Origin of the sequence: Rhizobium terricola (assembly GCF_012927355.1) — a bacterium.
GTDB classification, from domain to species: domain Bacteria; phylum Pseudomonadota; class Alphaproteobacteria; order Rhizobiales; family Rhizobiaceae; genus Allorhizobium; species Allorhizobium terricola.
Window position 1 is genome coordinate 1 of record NZ_JABBGK010000004.1, and the last position, 15,844, is coordinate 15,844.

Sequence of the window (15,844 nt, forward strand, 5' to 3'; positions counted from 1 at the left end):
ACCTCGCGCCAAACCCGAAAGCCCGGCTTCCCAATCAGCATCTCAGCCAATTTAGAAGAGTTTCTCTAGAACGAAGGACTTCGTCGCCAGCAGCGCCGCCGCCCTCGTCAGTGAGCGGGGTTATAGAATCGCTTCTTCCGGCAGTCAACAGCCTTTTGTCAAAAAACTGTCTTTTTCTATAAGGCACTGAATTAACTAAGCTATTTCGAAACACGCTCGGATGCGGCCGCCACCGAGTGCCCAAAAGCCCTCTTTTGGACAGAGACAGCATCATATAGAGGGCAGTACCCCGCTCCGAGTGCCATCGGGCGCTGCACGCTGACCGCGAAACGAACGCCACTGGCCTCTCTCTGGTCGCTGCCGGTCGCTACTACGAACTTCGCCTATATATAGGGAGAGCGGCACGATCAGGGGCGCAAGGCAGATATATCAGCCTTGCCAACTCATGCCTGGCCTGACAATTTGCCGCCCGGACCAGAATTCTTAAGGTGCGGCCCATGCGGCTATCACCGAAACACCACGGATCGGAAGGACACTCCATGACATTCAACAATCTCATCGCCGGCGAATGGGTCGGTGGCAACGCCTCGGAAAACCGCAGCCCCTCCGACACCAATGATGTGGTCGGCCTCTATGCACAGGGCACACCGGACGACATGCGGGCTGCCATTGCCGCCGCCAAGGCCGCATTCCCCGCCTGGTCGCGGTCCGGCATCCTGGAACGCCATGCCATACTGAAGAAGACCGGCGACGAGATCCTAGCCCGCAAGGAAGAGCTCGGCACGCTGCTCGCCCGCGAGGAAGGCAAGACGCTGCCGGAAGCGATCGGCGAAACCATCCGCGCCGCACAGATCTTCGACTTCTTTGCCGGCGAATGCCTGCGGCTTGCCGGCGAGAGCCTCCCCTCCGTGCGCCCCGGCATCGGTGTCGAGATCACCCGCGAACCGATCGGTCCGATCGGCCTCATCACGCCGTGGAACTTTCCGATCGCAATCCCAGCCTGGAAGATCGCCCCTGCTCTCTGCTACGGCAACACCGTCGTCCTGAAGCCGGCCGAACTGGTTCCGGGCTGCGCCTGGGCAATCGCCGACATCCTGCATCGTGCCGGACTGCCGAAGGGCGTCTTCAACCTCGTCATGGGCAAAGGCTCGGTCATCGGTCAGGTCATGCTCGACAGCCCGGATCTCGCCGGCATCAGCTTCACCGGTTCGGTCGGCACCGGTAAGCGCGTTGCTCTTTCCTCGATCGAACATGGCCGTAAGTATCAGCTGGAAATGGGCGGCAAGAACCCCTTCGTCATTCTCGACGACGCCGACCTTTCCGTTGCAGTCGAGGCCTCGCTCAACTCCTGCTTCTTCTCGACCGGCCAGCGCTGCACCGCATCGTCGCGCCTGATCGTGACCGAAGGCATCCATGACCGCTTCGTCGCCGCCCTGGTCGAGCGCCTGAAGTCGGTGACGGTGGACAATGCCCTGAAGGCCGGCACCCATATCGGGCCGGTGGTCGACGAACGCCAGTTGATGCAGGACATCGACTATATCGACATCGGTCGCTCGGAAGGCGCAAAGCTCGCCTTTGGCGGCGAACGCCTGAACCGCGAAACGCCCGGCTTCTATCTCCAGCCGGCGCTCTTCACCGAAGCCAGCAACCAGATGCGCATTTCACGCGAGGAGATCTTCGGACCGGTCGCTTCCGTCATCCGCGTCAAGAACTACGAGGAAGCGCTCTCGGTTGCCAACGACACCCCGTTCGGTCTCTCGTCGGGCATTGCCACCACGAGCCTCAAGCATGCGACCCATTTCCGCCGCAACGCCGAGGCCGGCATGGTGATGGTCAATCTCCCGACGGCGGGCGTCGACTTCCACGTGCCCTTCGGCGGCCGCAAGGGCTCGTCCTTCGGTCCGCGCGAACAGGGCCGTTACGCCGCGGAATTCTTCACCACGGTCAAGACCCAGTACACGCTGGCCTGATCCGGCGCCGCTGCGGGGCGGGCTTCAGTCGAATGCGAAACGGGCCGGAATTCCGGCCCGTTTGTCTTTCATCCGTTGGTGATCAGGATCAGGATGACGAACATGGTCGGCACGGCCACAAGCGCCGGAATGATGATCGCCGGATAGCCGAAGGCGAATATCGCAAGCAGCCACAACAGCAAGAGGTTGACGATGAAGAGCACCTTGGCGGTGGTCGGGCCGCTCACGGCCTCCTTCAGCATCCAGCCGAACACCGGCACGTGATAGATCATCCTCGCAATCATCGCACAGTCCTTTCCGGGCAGCGCCCAGTTCTTGATATTTGTCACCCCTAGCGACCGGTTGCGGCTGCCGCAATGCGGCAAAATGACATTCGTCAGGAACGCCGAACAACAATCGCGACATGGCAGATGACGCTTATGGACAGATGCGTGGCGGCAGTCCTATTAGTGTGTCCGTGATGGTTCCAACGACCCGGACGGCGAGGTGGACGAAGAGGGAATACGGTGAGGACTACCCATCAGGGGCCGAAACCGTGGCTGCCCCCGCAACTGTGAGCGGCGAGCGACGTCCAGAGTGCCATTGGCCAGACGGCTGATAAGGCGGACCGAGAGCGAAGACCCGCAAGCCAGGAGACCTGCCATCACCTGAGCCACGAGCGTGGCATCTCACGAAAGACCGCGCGGTGGGCGCGGACGAAAGGAATGACAAATGCATATTGAAGTTGGAATTATCGACCCGATCCGCCTTGCCCTGGCAAATGCGGCCGCCCTCGCCGTTGTGGCCTCTCAGGTTCCGGCTATCGTCAGGAACCCGCTCAACATTCCGAAGGCAGCGCTCGCGGCCGTCGGCTTTTCCGCGATGATGCAGATCTGGCACCTGCCGGTCGGCCCCTCCGAACTGCACCTCATCGGTGCGACCACCATCTACATGCTGTTCGGTTTTGCGCCGGCCATGCTCGGCTTCGCGTTCGGCCTCGTGCTGCAGGCCTTCCTGTTCGAGCCGGGTGACATTCCGCATCTCGGCGTCAATGCGCTCTCCCTGATGCTGCCGATGATTGCCGTTCACTACAGCTTCGGGCGCCGACTGTTCGACGCCGGTCTCAAGGACCGCTTCAGCCTCGGCAAGGTCCTGCGCATCGATGCAGTCTATTATGCCGGCGTCTCAGCAATGGTCGGCTTCTGGCTGATGATCTCGAACGACAGCTTTGCCGTCACGGACTGGGCCACCTGGGTTGCCGCCTATTTTCCAGTCTTCGTCGTCGAGGCCTTCATCACATTCGCAGCGGTGACCTTGATCCGCAACATGCGTTCGAACGGCATCGTCGCCAACATGACGGAAGTGAACCGCCTGACCTTCGCCTGATCGGGCGCAGTCAAACCGCAAGAAGCGGAGAAGACGAAGCGCGGGCCATGGCCCGCGCTTTTTTCTTTGAAAAAGCCCGCCGCTTGCGCTACCGGCCTCTCAGAAGCCGGCGGCGCTTGACATGCGGCCGGTTAAAAACCACGGTCCGGTTGGCTCGCCTGCCGTTTCGACCCGCTCACCAAAGGGTAACGCCGTTGCGCATTCTGTCCGAAGCTCACTTTCCCGAACTGCCGAACTACTACCGCGGCAAGGTGCGGGAGAACTACGACCTGCCCGACGGTCGCCGGATCATCATTTCCACGGACAGGCTCAGTGCCTTCGATCGGATCCTCACCTGCATTCCCTACAAGGGGCAGGTCCTGACCCAGACTGCCCGCTACTGGTTCGAGAAAACGGCCGACATCTGCCCGAACCACGTCATCGACTATCCGGACCCCAATGTCGTCGTCGGCAAGCGGCTCGACATCCTTCCGGTCGAGATCGTCGTGCGCGGCTATCTTGCCGGCACCACCGGCACCTCGATCCTTACGCTCTACAAGAAGGGCGAGCGCAGCATGTACGGCATCACCTTGCCGGATGGTCTGCGCGACAACCAGGCCTTGCCCGAGCCCATCATCACCCCGACCAGCAAGGCCTTCGACGGTGGGCATGACGAACCGCTGAGTGCCGCCCAGATCGTCTCGGAAGGCCTTCTGACGCAAGAACAATGGGACACCGTCTCACGTTATGCGCTGGCCCTCTTCGCCCGCGGCCAGAAACTCGCGGCCGAACGCGGTCTGATCCTCGTCGACACCAAGTACGAATTCGGCACCGACGCAGACGGCAACATCCTGCTGGCGGACGAGATCCACACCCCGGACAGCAGCCGTTACTGGCTGGCCGACAGCTATCCGGAAAGCTTCGAGAAGGGCCAACGCCCGGCGAGCTTCGACAAGGATTTCGTGCGCGCCTGGGTGGCGGAACGCTGCGACCCTTACAAGGACGAGATTCCGGAAATCCCGGTTGAACTGGTCGAGGAGACCTCAAAGGTCTATATAAGAGCCTACGAGACGATCACCGGCCGCAAGTTTGTGCCGGACGATCGCGAAGCAACACCGCGCGAGCGCGTCAAGGCGAACCTCGCCGCCTATTTCCCGGGGAGTTGATACCAGGTGCCAGCCTCGCAGAAAGGTCTTCGGTCAGCGGAAGTCGAACGCGCCTGCCCCGGCGCGCGCCCGACACGGCGTCCGCGCCGACCGGCCGGCGAGACGCGCGAGGACATCCTCAACACGGCCGAGCATCTTTTTCGCACCCGTGGCTATTCCAGCGTGGCGATCGCCGACATCGCAACCGCACTCGGCATGTCGCCGGCCAATATCTTCAAACATTTTCATTCGAAGACGAGCCTGGTGGACGCCATTTCGGCCCGTCATATCGAGAAGATGATCGCCCGCCTTGGCGGTCACGACACGGAGAAGCCGGCTCCGCTGCAGCTACTCGAGTTCGTCAAGCATCTCATGCAGAGTCATCTGCGGGATCTGGCTGAGAACCCCCACATATTCGAGATGGTCGTCCTGACGGCAAAGGACGACCTCCAATGCGGTCACCGCTATCGGGATATGTTGCTGGCCGACCTCGCCACCATCGTCGACGCCGGCATTGCCGAAGGTATCTACAAGGTCACCGACAGCCACAGGGCGGCCAATGCGGCCTTCCTGGCACTCGCCTGTGTTCTCCATCCCGTCATGATCGCGAACGAGAAGGCTGACATATTGGCAACACGCTGCGAAGATGTCGTGGCGCTGATCAATGCCGCACTGCAAAGTCCGCTTGCAAAGTGACGATTTCTTCCATACGTCACTAGCCGGAATTCACATTTTGCAATTCTTCCGATCCTCCCGTCGGCTGGCTCGCTGCGAATTAACAGGAGTTAATTTTGAAGCCGAACCGGTTTATTGTACCGCTGGATCGCCCGCCACATTGATGACCCGGAAAAGACAATGAATAGACACATCAAGCTGACCTCGGCCCTCCTGCTCCTCTCCGCCGTCCTGGCCGGCTGCAACGATGCCGGAACGGCCGGCAATGGTGCGGCAGGTGCCGGAGCCGGTGCGGAGCGCCCGCCATCACCCGTCAGCGTCGTGGTGCTGAAGAAGGCCGTTCAGCCGCTCACCACGCTTCTGCCGGGTCGAGCATCCGCATTCCAGGTCGCGGAAATCCGCCCGCGCGTCAGCGGCATCATCAAGGAAATCGCCTTCAAGGAAGGCAGCGAGGTGAAGGCCGGCGACGTACTCTACAAGATCGAGGACGACACCTATCAGGCCGAAGTCGCGCAGGCGAAGGCAAGCCTTGCCAAGGCCGAAGCAAGTGTGCCGAGTGCCGAGGCGAACCTTGCCCGCTACGAGCGTCTCGTGAACAGCGGCGCCACCCAGATCGAGTTCGAGAACGCCAAGGTGACGCTGCTTCAGGCGCGCGCCGACGTGGCGCAGGCACGGGCTGCGCTGAACGTGTCCCAGATCAACCTCGACCTCACCGAGATCACCGCCCCCTTCGAGGGCGTGACGAACACGTCGAAATTCTCGATCGGCAACGTCGTGACGGCCAATCAGTCCGATGCACTGATGACGCTGCGCCGCCTTGACCCGATCTATATAGACCTCACGGAATCGAGTGCCAACCTGCTTCGTCTCCGCCAGGAGATCGCCGCAGGCCGAATGAACAAGAACGAGAATGACGCAACGGCCGACATTCGCCTGACGCTGGAAGACGGCATCGAATACCCGCATGCCGGCAAGCTCGACATGTCTGAAATGGCCGTCAGCGAAACGACCGGCACCTACTCGATCCGCGCAGTCTTCGACAATCCGGACAACCTGATCCTTCCCGGCATGTATGTTCGCGCGAGCGTCACCGTCGGCAGCGAGGACGGCTACCTGATCCCGCAACGCGCCGCGACCCGCAACGCTCGCGGCGAATTGACGGCGAAGTTCGTGACGGCGGAGAACAAGGTTGAAACCCGGACCTTCGTCAACAGCCACATTTCCGGCAATTCCTGGCTCGTCACGGATGGCATCGCCGACGGCGACAAGCTGATCGTCGATGGTTTCCAGTGGATCGGCGATGGTGCGACGGTCGCCCCGGTCGAGGCGACCGTGGATGCGAGCGGTTTCGTCGTCGAAGCGCCGAAGGCGCAGGACGCAGCGCCGGCCGCGAAGCCCTGAACGGGCTCGGCAGGCAGTACAAAGGCGCTAAGGGGTAATCCATGGCCAAGTTCTTCATTCACCGTCCGATTTTCGCATGGGTGATCGCGATCGTCATCATGCTGGGCGGCGCGCTCGCGATCTCGACGCTCTCCATCTCGCAATATCCGGACATCGCGCCGACCACCGTTCGCATCAGTGCATCCTATAGCGGCGCAAGCGCCGAAACCGTCGAGAAGTCGGTAACCTCGATCATCGAGGACGGCATGACGGGTCTCGATGACCTGAGCTACATGACCTCGTCGTCCAGCACCGGGCAGGCCTCGGTCACGCTGACCTTCGGCAACAGCATCGAGCCGGACATCGCCCAGGTCCAGGTCCAGAACAAGCTGCAGCTCGTCCAGTCGCAGCTCCCCGACATCGTTCAGTCGGCCGGCATCTCCGTTACCCGTTCGACCTCGAGCATCCTGCTCGTCGGCGCACTGGTCTCTACGGACGCCAAGCGCCAGCCGGTCGAACTCGGCGACATCTTCGCGACCCAGATCGAAGACCAGATCAAACGCCTCGAAGGCGTCGGCAGCATCGAGGTGTTCGGCACCGGCTACGCCATGCGCGTCTGGCTCGACCCCTTCAAACTCAACAAGTTCCAACTGACGCCGACCGACGTCACCGCCGCCATTCAGGCGCAGAACACCCAGGTGTCTGTCGGTTCGATCGGCGGCCAGCCGGTCGTCGAAGGCCAGCAACTGAATGTCACCGTTACGGCCCAGAGCCAGCTGCAGACCGTTTCCGACTTCGAATCCATCATCCTGAAGGTCGAGACCGACGGCGCGACTGTCCGCCTGAGTGATGTGGCCCGCATCGAGATCGGCCAGGAAAGCTATGGCACCAACACCCGCGCCAACCGCAACCCGGCGACCGGCTTTGCGGTGAACCTTGCCACCGGCGCCAACGCGCTGGACACGGCCGATCGCGTGAAGACGGCGCTTGCCGCGATCGCACCGTCTCTGCCGGAAAACGTGATCATCACCTATCCCTATGACACGACGCCGTTCGTTCAGCTCTCGATCGAGAAGGTGGTTCACACCCTTATCGAGGCGATCGTCCTGGTCTTCTTCGTCCTGCTGATCTTCCTGCAGAACCTGCGCGCGACCTTCATCCCGATGATCGCCGTGCCGGTCGTCCTGCTTGGCACCTTCGGCATCCTCGCCTTGACGGGATACTCGATCAACACGTTGACCATGTTTGCCATGGTTCTGGCGATCGGCCTCCTCGTCGACGATGCGATCGTCGTCGTTGAGAACGTCGAGCGCATCATGTCGGAGGAAGGCCTGTCGCCTATGGAGGCGACGGAAAAGTCGATGGGCGAAATCACCGGCGCCATCATCGGCATCGCGCTCGTCCTGACCGCCGTGTTCATCCCGATGGCCTTCTTCGGCGGCTCTACCGGCATCATCTATCGGCAGTTCTCCATCACCATCGTCTCGGCGATGCTGTTGTCGGCTCTCGTCGCCGTCGTGCTCACACCGGCTCTCTGCGCCACCATGCTGAAGCCGATCGATCACGAAAAGGAAAAGCGCGGTCCCGGCGCCTGGTTCAACCGCAACTTCGATCGGACCACCAAGGGTTACGTGTCGAGCATCGGCTACCTGCTCAATCGTCCGCTCCGCGTCATGCTGATGTTTGCAATTGTCATCGGCGGTGTGGCCTGGTTCTTCGCCCGCCTTCCGAGCTCTTTCCTCCCGCAGGAAGACCAGGGCGTGCTGATGACCATCGTTCAGCTCCCGAACGGCGCCACCACGGCTCGCACCGAGGAAGTCATCAAGAAGATCGAGGACTACTATCTCGAGCACGAGAAGGAAGCGATCCAGGACGTCTTTGCCGTCTCGGGTTTCAGCTTCACAGGCCAGGGCCAGAACTACGCAATGGTCTTCGCCAAGCTGAAGGACTTCGACGAACGCACCAAGCCAGAGCTTGCGGCTGGCGCAATCGTGCAGCGTGCCATGGGTTACTTCTTCACGCTGCGTGACGCCATGGTGTTCCCGCTCCAGCCGCCGGCAATCCCGGGTCTCGGCACTTCGAGCGGCTTCTCCATGTATCTGGTCGACAGCGGCAAGAACGGCACCGATGCGTTGACGACCGCTTCGAAGCAGCTGCTTCAGATGGGCAACTCGAACCCCAACGTCAGCTCGCTGCGCTCCAACAACCCGGATGCCGAAAGCCAGCTCAAGATTCTCCTCGACCAGGAGAAGATGGGCGCAATGGGTCTCGATATCGCTACCGTGAACTCGATGCTCTCGACGATCTTCGCCGGGCGCGACGTCAACGATTTCACCCTCAACAGCGAGCTGAAGCCGGTCTATGTCCAGGGTGATGCGCCCTACCGCATGCAGGCCGACGCCATCAGCCAGTGGTTCGCCCGCAATGGCGATGGCGAGATGGTGCCGTTCTCCTCGTTCAGCAACGTCGAATGGGTGAGTGGCGCACCGACTCTCTCGCGCTTCAACGGCGTCAGCGCCATTTCGCTTGACGGCGCTGCCGGCGCCGGGGTGAGCTCGGGCACCGCCATGGACACGATGGAAACCCTGACGTCCCAGTTGAACGGTGGTTACACCGTCGCCTGGCAGGGCATCTCCTACCAGGAACGGCTTTCGGGTTCGCAGGCCCCGATGCTCTACGCCCTGTCTGTCCTGATCGTCTTCCTGTGCCTTGCCGCCCTCTATGAAAGCTGGTCGGTTCCGTTCTCCGTCATCATGGCGGTTCCGGTCGGGGTGCTCGGGGCGGTCGCTGCGGCCCACCTCTTCGGACAGGCCAATGACGTCTACTTCAAGGTCGGCCTTCTCACCACGATCGGCCTGGCGGCGAAGAACGCGATCCTGATCGTCGAATTCGCCCGCGACCGGCAGGATCAGGGAGCAAGCCTGCTCGACGCGACGCTCGAGGCGGCTCGTCTTCGGCTGCGCCCGATCATCATGACCTCGCTTGCCTTTATCCTCGGCGTCGTACCGCTCGCCATTGCAACGGGGGCGGGCTCTGCGGCCCAGAACTCGATCGGCATCGGCGTCCTCGGCGGCATGCTGGCGGCCACCCTTCTCGGGATCTTCTTCGTGCCGTCCTTCTTCGTGATCATCAGGAAGCTCACAACCCGTGCAAAACCGAAAGAAGCACTGTCATGATGACCTGTCACTCTTTACGTTAATCAGATATTTACCATAGTTGATTCCTCATGGAACGACAGGCGAAGCGGCAGGACGACATGACGACACGCCTGCCGCGCGACGCAAACCGAGCAAGATAATTAGGATAATATGATGGTATCCATTCGCGTAGCCGCCCCTCTAGCACTGCTGCTGCTCTCGGGTTGCGTCACCGGTCCGGATCACACGCCGCCGCAGACCCCGCTTCCGGACAAGTTCGCCGAAGGCGGCAAGAAGAGCGCGGGCGACGTGTCGCTGGCACCATGGTGGACGGCGTTCAATGATCGTCGCCTCGATGGCCTGGTCGAAAAGGGCCTGTCCGAGAACCTCGACGTCCTTCAGGCGCTCGAGCGCATCACCTCTGCGGAAGCGAACGTCGTCGTCGCAGGCGCGGGCGCCCTTCCGTCTCTGACCCTCTCGGCCGAGGAATCGGTCAGCCGCACGACCGGCACGCGCGACTATGAGACCCGCACCACGGACACGACCTCGACCAGCAGCGGCGGCCTCGGCGTCTCGTGGCTGCTCGACCTCTTCGGTCAGTATCGCCGTGCCAAGGAGGGCGCTGCCGCCTCGCTCGACGCAGCCTATGCCAGCGCCGACGTCGCCAAGCTTTCATATCTGTCGGATCTCGTCACGTCCTACATCAATGCGCGCTACTATCAGGAGCGCATTGCCATCGCGAAGAAGAACCTCGCTTCGCGGCGCGAAACGCTTGAACTGACCAAGCTTCAGCTCGAAGCCGGTGCGGCATCGCGTCTTGACGTCGTGCAGTCGGAAGGCCTCGTCAACCAGACGCTGGCGGACCTGCCGGGCCTGGAAACCAACTTCCGCAAGTCGGCGCATCACATCGCCACCCTGCTCGGCCTGCCGGCTTCGGCTCTGATCAGCGACCTGCAGAAGGGCTCTCCGCAGCCGATCGCCCGCCGCAGTGTCAATGCAGGCGTTCCGGCCGACCTGATCCGCAACCGCCCCGACATCCGCAAGGCCGAACGCGATCTGGCCGCCGCGACGGCCGAAATCGGCGTCGCCGAAGCGCAACTCTACCCGTCGATCACCCTCGGCGGCACGATCTCTCCGTCCTTTGTCGCGACGAAGGGCCTGACGGGCAGCTTGACCTCCTGGTCCTTCGGCCCGAGCCTTACCCTGCCGATCTTCGACGGCGGGCGCCTGAAGGCCAATGTCGACATCGCCAACTCCACGGCTCGCGTCCAGTACATCGCCTGGAAGGCCGCCGTTCTGAATGCAGTCGAGGAAGTCGAGAACGCATTGGCCGCCGTCAATCGTGACAGCCAGACGGTGAATGCCCTTCGGGCAACCGTTCGCTCCTACGAAGAGGCGCTGTCTCTCTCGACGGCAAGCTACAAGGATGGTGCGTCTTCGCTGCTCGACGTGCTCGATGCGCAGCGCTCGGTTTCCTCCGCCCAGGCAAGCCTCGCGGCTGCCGTGCAGCAGATGGCGGCCGACTACGTCGCGCTCAACGTGGCGATCGGTGGCGGTTACGCCTTCGACACCAAGGGCACCAGCGGCACCAAGGTCGCCAAGGCCATGTGAGGCATACGTCGAGCATCGCTCGAGAGATCAGACCCGGCACCGAAAGGTTGCCGGGTTTTTTCATGGCTGTAGACAAGAGGATGGGGAACACCGGTTGTTGGCCGGGATGGAGCCGTCAGAAGGTGGCCGGCGTGTTGATCCAGATGAGCACCGTCTCGCCATCGGACCGGTTATGCCAGGAATGGGGCCGCCGACTTTCGAAGTAGAAACTGTCACCGGCATTCAGCTCGAAGAACTGGTCACCGTCGAGGATGATCTCCAGGCTGCCCGACAGCACATACATGAACTCCTCGCCCTCATGCTGATAGGCGCCTTCGCTGGAAGCACCTGGGGCGAGCTGGAAGCGGTTGCATTCCATCTGGTTGCGCCCTTCGGCGAGCACCTGGATCGCAACACCGGATGACGTGGTCGGCCATGTGGGCCACTTCCCATCCCGGATCAGTGACTCCTTGCCCTTCCCCCGCTCCTGACCACTCAGGGACGCGATCGTCGTACCGAGGAAGGCGGCGACGCCGTGCAGAGCCGTGAAGGAAAGCCCCTGCGAGGTTCGTTCGAACGTGGAAAGCTGGGAAAACGACACCCCTGTCGCCTGCGCGACCGCTTCGAGGGTCTTCCCCGCGTCTCGCCTGAGCCGTCGGACCTTCAGTCCGACAGGGATCTCGGCAGCATCGGCGTTATCCTCCGGGACGGCCTGGGCACCCGACGGCGTTTCAGCCGTCCCTTCATCGCGCAAATTCTCGCGGATCGCGACGGGGTTCAGGCCCTTTTCGCTGCGCAGCCAGGCGATCGTCTTCAAACGCTCGACCAGAGCGCGATCATAGAGCCGCTGCCCCGACGGGGTGCGGATCGGCTGGATCAAGTCCTGCGTTTCCCATAACCTCAAGGTCGAGGGAGAAACCCCCGCCATTCTGGCGGCTTCGGCAATCTTGAAACGGATATCATCCATGAGGACCGAACCCTGTCAGCGCGATGTCATCGCCATGTGTGATAATTGCGACAAACCATATTGCAAGTCTACAGAAAAAATGTAGGAAATATTGCAGCCTTGCGATCGAACAAGAATGGCCGACGCTGAGGGTCAACCGCTTACCAGAGGAATTTGAGAATGAAGAACTCCGAAATCGCAGTTCGCAAGAACGATGCCATCTCGCGTGGCGTCGGCATGACCACTCAGGTATACGCCGCCAAGGCGGAGAACGCCGAGGTATGGGACGTCGAGGGCCGCCGCTACATCGACTTCGCCGGCGGCATCGCGGTTCTCAACACCGGCCATCGCCACCCGAAGGTCATCGACGCCGTCAAGAAGCAGCTCGACTGCTTCACCCACACCTGCCATCAGGTCATGCCCTACGAGAACTATGTCGCGCTCGCCGAGCGGCTGAACAAGATGGTTCCGATCGCTGGCCCGAAGAAGACGATTTTCGCGACCACCGGCGCTGAAGCCGTCGAGAACGCGGTCAAGATCGCGCGTTGCGCCACCGGCCGCTCGGCCGTCATCGCCTTCACCGGCGCCTTCCACGGCCGCACCTTCATGGGCATGGCGCTCACCGGCAAGGTCGTTCCCTACAAGGTCGGTTTCGGCCAGATGATGGGCGACGTCTTCCACGTCCCCTTCCCGATCGAACTGCACGGCATCAGCGTCGAGGAATCGCTCGACGTTCTCGACAAGCTGTTCAAGGCTGACGTCGACCCGAAGCGCGTCGCCGCGATCATTCTCGAGCCGGTGCAGGGCGAAGGCGGCTTCTACGAAGTGCCGCGCGCTCTGATGAAGGCCGTGCGCCAGCTTTGCGACGAGCATGGCATCCTGCTGATCGCCGACGAAGTCCAGACCGGCTTTGCCCGTACCGGCAAGGTTTTCGGCATGGAAAACTATGACGTCCAGCCCGACCTGATGACCATGGCGAAGAGCCTGGCCGGCGGCTTCCCGCTGTCCGCCGTCACCGGCCGCGCCGAACTGATGGACGCCCCCGGCCCGGGCGGCCTTGGCGGCACCTATGCCGGCAACCCGCTGGCGATTGCTGCAGCCCATGCCGTTCTCGACGTCATCGAGGAAGAAAAGCTGTGCGACCGCGCCAACCAGCTCGGTGGCCGCCTGAAGCAGCGCCTTGAAGCTCTCCGCGCCGACGTGCCGGAAATCTCCGACATCCGTGGCCCGGGCTTCATGGTCGCGGTCGAATTCGGCCAGGCCGGCTCCACCAAGCCGAACCCGGACCTCACCAATGCCATCCGCCTGAAGGCACTCGAAAAGGGCCTGATCCTGCTGACCTGCGGCGTTTACGGCAACGTTGTCCGCTTCCTGTCGCCGATCACCATCCAGGACGAGGTTTTCAACGAAGCACTCGACATCATCGAAGCATCCATCCGCGAATGCGCAAGCGAGGCCAAGAAGTGACCATTTCGACCGTTCTCACATCCAAGCTCAAGGACGCATCGCTCGCGACCGACAAGGCTCTTGTCGGCACCGAGTGGCTGGCGAAGTCCGACAGCGGTAAGACCTTCGAAGTCACCAACCCTGCAAACGGCGACGTGATCGCCGTTCTGCCGGATCTCGGCAAGGCAGAGGTAGCCCGCGCGATCGAAGCAGCAGACAAGGCGCAGAAGGCATGGGCGAAGAAGACCGGCAAGGAACGCGCCGGCATCCTTCGCAAGCTTTACGACCTGATGGTTGCCAATGCAGACGACCTGGCAACCATCCTGACCATGGAAATGGGCAAGCCCTGGCCTGAAGCCCGCGGCGAAATCCTCTATGGCGCATCCTACGTGGAATGGTTCGGCGAAGAAGCCAAGCGCGTCTATGGCGATACCATTCCGGGCCATCAGGCAGACAAGCGGCTGATCGTCATCCGCCAGCCCGTCGGCGTGGTCGGTGCAATCACGCCGTGGAACTTCCCGAACGCCATGCTGGCCCGCAAGATGGCTCCCGCCGTCGCCGTCGGTTGCAGCATGGTTTCGAAGCCGGCCGCCCAGACCCCGCTCTCGGCGCTGGCGCTTGCCATCCTTGCCGAACGCGCGGGCCTGCCGCTCGGCGTTTTCTCGGTCGTCACCTCGACCGACGCCGCCATGGTGGGCAAGGAGTTCTGCGAAAACGACAAGGTCCGCAAGCTGACCTTCACCGGCTCGACCAATGTGGGCCGCATCCTGATGCGCCAGGGTGCCGACCAGATCATGAAGCTCGGCCTGGAACTGGGCGGCAACGCTCCGTTCATCGTCTTCGACGATGCGGATCTCGACGCCGCGGTCGAAGGCGCGATGATCTCGAAGTACCGCAATGCCGGCCAGACCTGCGTTTGCGCCAACCGTCTTTACGTTCAGTCGGGCGTCTATGACGCCTTTGCCGCCAAGCTCGCCGAGCGCGTCGGCAAGATGAAGGTGGGTGACGGCTTCGCGGAAGGCGTGACCACCGGTCCGCTGATCGATACCAACGCCCTGAAGAAGGTCGAGGAACATGTGTCCGACGCCGTCTCCAAGGGCGCCAAGGTCGCCGTCGGCGGCAAGCCGGCCGACCAGGGCGGCCTGTTCTTCCAGCCGACGATCCTGACCGGCGTCACTTCCGACATGAAGGTTGCCGTTGAAGAAACCTTCGGCCCGGTTGCGCCGCTCTTCAAGTTCGAAACGGAAGAGGAAGTCATCGAACTCGCCAACAACACCGAGTTCGGTCTCGCCTCCTATTTCTACTCGAAGGACGTGGCCAAGATCTTCCGCGTCGCCGAGGCGCTGGAATACGGCATGGTCGGCATCAACACCGGCCTGATCTCGACCGAAGTCGCTCCGTTCGGCGGCATCAAGCAGTCCGGCCTTGGCCGCGAAGGCTCGAAATACGGCATCGATGACTACACGGAACTGAAATACATGTGCCTCGGCGGCATCGAATAAGCCGCAGGCCCATTGAACAAAGGATCCCCGGCCCTCGCGCCGGGGATTTTTTTGCGTGTTTGGACCACAAGAAAAAGGCCCGGCGCCTGTGGCGGCCGGGCCTTTTCGTCAGATCGAATGAGAATCGGAAATCAGTTCTTGGCGCGCTCGACGTAGGAGTTGTCTTCGGTCGCGATGACAACGCGGGTACCGGCGTCGATATGCGGCGGCACCAAGGTGCGGATGCCGTTCGACAGTATGGCCGGCTTGTAGGACGACGAAGCCGTCTGCCCCTTGACGACCGGCTCGGTCTCGGTGATTTCCAGCGTCACGTGACGCGGCAGTTCGATGGCGAGCGGCACGCCTTCGTGGATGGACAGAACGCAGGTCATGCCTTCCTGGAGATAGGCCTTCTGATCACCCATCGTGTCGACATCGACGACGACCTGATCATAGCTTTCCGGGTTCATGAAGTGGAAGCCTTCGCCATCCTCGTAGAGGAACTGGAAGTTCAGGTCTTCGACGAATGCACGTTCGACCTGCTCGGTCGTGCGCCAGCGTTCGGACACCTTCACACCGTCGACGATGCGGCGCATGTCGACCTGGGTGACAGGCGTGCCCTTGCCGGGGTGGAAGTTCTGGGCAGTGAGCACGACGTAGAGCTTGCCGTCCACGTCGAGAACGTTGCCCTTGCGGACCGAAGAGGCGATGACCTTGACCATTGGAATTC

Annotated in this window: 12 protein-coding genes and 1 riboswitch; of the genes, 9 read left to right on the top strand and 3 right to left on the bottom strand. The window is 61.9% G+C overall.

From position 1 onward, the window contains the following. Positions 1 to 539: 539 nt before the first annotated feature. Positions 540 to 1,970 (top strand): aldehyde dehydrogenase family protein, encoded by a 1,431-nt coding sequence (locus HHL25_RS17610; RefSeq protein WP_169594071.1) that lies wholly within the window; start codon positions 540 to 542, stop codon positions 1,968 to 1,970. A 68-nt stretch (positions 1,971 to 2,038) separates the two neighbouring features. On the opposite strand, the gene HHL25_RS17615 is transcribed toward HHL25_RS17610, so the two are convergent. After that, positions 2,039 to 2,254 (bottom strand): hypothetical protein, encoded by a 216-nt coding sequence (locus tag HHL25_RS17615; RefSeq protein WP_169594073.1) that lies wholly within the window; start codon positions 2,252 to 2,254, stop codon positions 2,039 to 2,041. A 160-nt stretch (positions 2,255 to 2,414) separates the two neighbouring features. Further along, a riboswitch (cobalamin riboswitch) is annotated at positions 2,415 to 2,629 on the top strand. A gap of 52 nt (positions 2,630 to 2,681) precedes the next feature. Here HHL25_RS17615 and HHL25_RS17620 point away from each other — a divergent pair. The 6 genes from HHL25_RS17620 (at position 2,682) to HHL25_RS17645 (ending at position 11,262) form a co-directional block, all read left to right on the top strand. Further along, a complete protein-coding gene (locus HHL25_RS17620; protein ID WP_169594075.1) occupies positions 2,682 to 3,335 on the top strand; it encodes an energy-coupling factor ABC transporter permease in 654 nt (217 codons plus the stop codon). Between the two features lie 194 nt (positions 3,336 to 3,529). Continuing rightward, positions 3,530 to 4,480, top strand: a complete 951-nt coding sequence (locus tag HHL25_RS17625) for a phosphoribosylaminoimidazolesuccinocarboxamide synthase (RefSeq protein ID WP_169594077.1) — start codon at positions 3,530 to 3,532, stop codon at positions 4,478 to 4,480. Positions 4,481 to 4,594: 114 nt separating this feature from the next. Continuing rightward, complete coding sequence (locus tag HHL25_RS17630) at positions 4,595 to 5,155, top strand: TetR/AcrR family transcriptional regulator (protein ID WP_315853094.1); 561 nt, start codon at positions 4,595 to 4,597, stop codon at positions 5,153 to 5,155. A gap of 159 nt (positions 5,156 to 5,314) precedes the next feature. After that, on the top strand, positions 5,315 to 6,535 hold the full coding sequence (locus HHL25_RS17635) for an efflux RND transporter periplasmic adaptor subunit (RefSeq protein WP_169594081.1): 1,221 nt from the start codon (positions 5,315 to 5,317) through the stop codon (positions 6,533 to 6,535). 41 nt (positions 6,536 to 6,576) lie between these two features. After that, the gene (locus tag HHL25_RS17640) at positions 6,577 to 9,690 is read left to right on the top strand and encodes an efflux RND transporter permease subunit (protein WP_169594083.1); all 3,114 of its coding nucleotides are present in this window, start codon (positions 6,577 to 6,579) and stop codon (positions 9,688 to 9,690) included. Between the two features lie 135 nt (positions 9,691 to 9,825). Next, a complete protein-coding gene (locus HHL25_RS17645; protein ID WP_169594085.1) occupies positions 9,826 to 11,262 on the top strand; it encodes an efflux transporter outer membrane subunit in 1,437 nt (478 codons plus the stop codon). A 115-nt stretch (positions 11,263 to 11,377) separates the two neighbouring features. Here the strand turns inward: HHL25_RS17645 and HHL25_RS17650 are convergent, their stop codons facing one another. After that, a complete protein-coding gene (locus HHL25_RS17650; RefSeq protein ID WP_169594087.1) occupies positions 11,378 to 12,208 on the bottom strand; it encodes a cupin domain-containing protein in 831 nt (276 codons plus the stop codon). Positions 12,209 to 12,367: 159 nt separating this feature from the next. On the opposite strand from HHL25_RS17650, the gene HHL25_RS17655 reads away from it, so the two are divergent. Together HHL25_RS17655 and HHL25_RS17660 are read left to right on the top strand one after the other, a co-directional pair. After that, on the top strand, positions 12,368 to 13,654 hold the full coding sequence (locus HHL25_RS17655) for a 4-aminobutyrate--2-oxoglutarate transaminase (protein WP_169594089.1): 1,287 nt from the start codon (positions 12,368 to 12,370) through the stop codon (positions 13,652 to 13,654). Further along, positions 13,651 to 15,135, top strand: coding sequence for an NAD-dependent succinate-semialdehyde dehydrogenase (locus tag HHL25_RS17660; RefSeq protein WP_169594091.1), 1,485 nt, complete (start codon positions 13,651 to 13,653; stop codon positions 15,133 to 15,135). The genes HHL25_RS17655 and HHL25_RS17660 overlap by 4 nt, the downstream gene beginning before the upstream one ends. A gap of 131 nt (positions 15,136 to 15,266) precedes the next feature. Here HHL25_RS17660 and efp read toward each other — a convergent pair whose 3' ends face one another. Continuing rightward, the gene (gene efp, locus HHL25_RS17665; protein WP_169594093.1) at positions 15,267 to 15,836 is read right to left on the bottom strand and encodes an elongation factor P; all 570 of its coding nucleotides are present in this window, start codon (positions 15,834 to 15,836) and stop codon (positions 15,267 to 15,269) included. Between the last annotated feature and the right edge of the window lie 8 nt (positions 15,837 to 15,844).